Annotated in this window: 1 protein-coding gene; it reads right to left on the bottom strand. The window is 66.7% G+C overall.

Annotation, left to right across the window (positions count from 1 at the left end; genetic code table 11):
- Window positions 1–40 precede the first annotated feature (40 nt).
- Window positions 41–1,194 (bottom strand): IS3 family transposase gene (locus HNR40_RS53435; protein ID WP_184976637.1). Its coding sequence is split into 2 segments (ribosomal slippage): window positions 41–981 and window positions 981–1,194, totalling 1,155 coding nucleotides; the frame shifts between segments, so codons are not numbered across the junction.
- Window positions 1,195–1,299: the final 105 nt, after the last annotated feature.

Here is a 1,299-nt window from a genome sequence, read left to right as displayed (position 1 = left end):
TGGAGTTGCCCCGGTTCGATAGACACATCAGGGCTTGCGACTACGCGGCAGCATAGTTGAGGTCTTGGGTGTTCTTGTGCGCGTGTCGGCGTTCGTATTCGGCGGGGCTGAGCTGTCCGTTGGCGGAGTGGCGGCGGCGTGGATTGTAAAACCCCTCGATATAGCTGAATAGGGCACGCTCGGCTTCTGACCTGGTGCGGAAGGTGCGCCGGTCGATCAGTTCGCACTCCAGCGAAGCGAAGAAGCTCTCGGTGATCGCGTTGTCGAAGCAGGTCCCGGTACGGCCCGTCGACGGGCGGACGCCTGCTCGCTCACAGCGCTGGCCGAAGGCGATCGAGGTGTATTGGCCGCCCTTATCGCTATGGTGAATCACCCCGGCCTCGGGGCGGCGCTGGTGCAGCGCCATGGCCAGGGCGTCGGTCACCAGCTCGGTGCGCATGTGCTCGGCCATAGCCCACCCGACGATCCGGCGGGAGAACACATCCAGCACCACTGCCAGATAGACGAAGCCCTGCCAGGTCGGCACATACGTGATGTCGGCCGTCCAGATGAGGTTCGGCTCGGCCGCGGTGAACTTCCGCTTCACCAGGTCAGATGGGGCGACCGCCCGCCGGTCGGCGATGGTGGTGCGACAGCCTCTGCGTCTGCTCACCCCGGCCAGCCCGGCGGCGCGCATCAGCCGCGCCACCCTCTTGCGGCCCACCCGGACCCCGTCGAGCTCCCGCAGGTCAGCGTGGATGCGGGGTGCCCCGTAGATCTCATCAGAGGCCTGGTGATGCCGACGGATCTGCTTAGTCAGCTCGACATCGCGGCGGGCTCGTGCCGACGGGCCGCGACGCCGCCGGGCCGCCCAGGCGTAGTAGCCCTGGCGCGACACACCCAGCACCCGGGCCATCAGGGAGACGTCGTGGTGGTCCTTCTCCGCATGGATCAGCCGGAACTTCATCTCGGCAGATCCGTCTCCCGCGCGAAGAACGCCGCGGCCTTACGCAAGATCTCCTTCTCCTCACGGAGAATCCTGTTCTCGCGGCGCAGCCGGGCCAGCTCATCCTTCTCAGCGCTGGCCAGGCCGTCTTGGCGGCGGCCGTCATCCAGATCGGCCTGGCGCACCCAGACACGGATCGACTGCGCGGACGGCTGGAACTCCTTGGCCAGCTCCTCCGGCGACCGGCCCGCGCGCACCAGCTCCACCATCTGCCGGCGAAACTCCGGCGGATAGTTGTTCGGCACAGCAGACTCCTTCTTCCGGGAACCAGGGTTCCCCAGAGATCAGGTGTCCATCAAACTGGGCCAACTCCA

The organism is Nonomuraea endophytica (assembly GCF_014203235.1).
GTDB lineage: Bacteria > Actinomycetota > Actinomycetes > Streptosporangiales > Streptosporangiaceae > Nonomuraea > Nonomuraea endophytica.
This window is presented reverse-complemented; position numbering and strand designations above follow the sequence as displayed.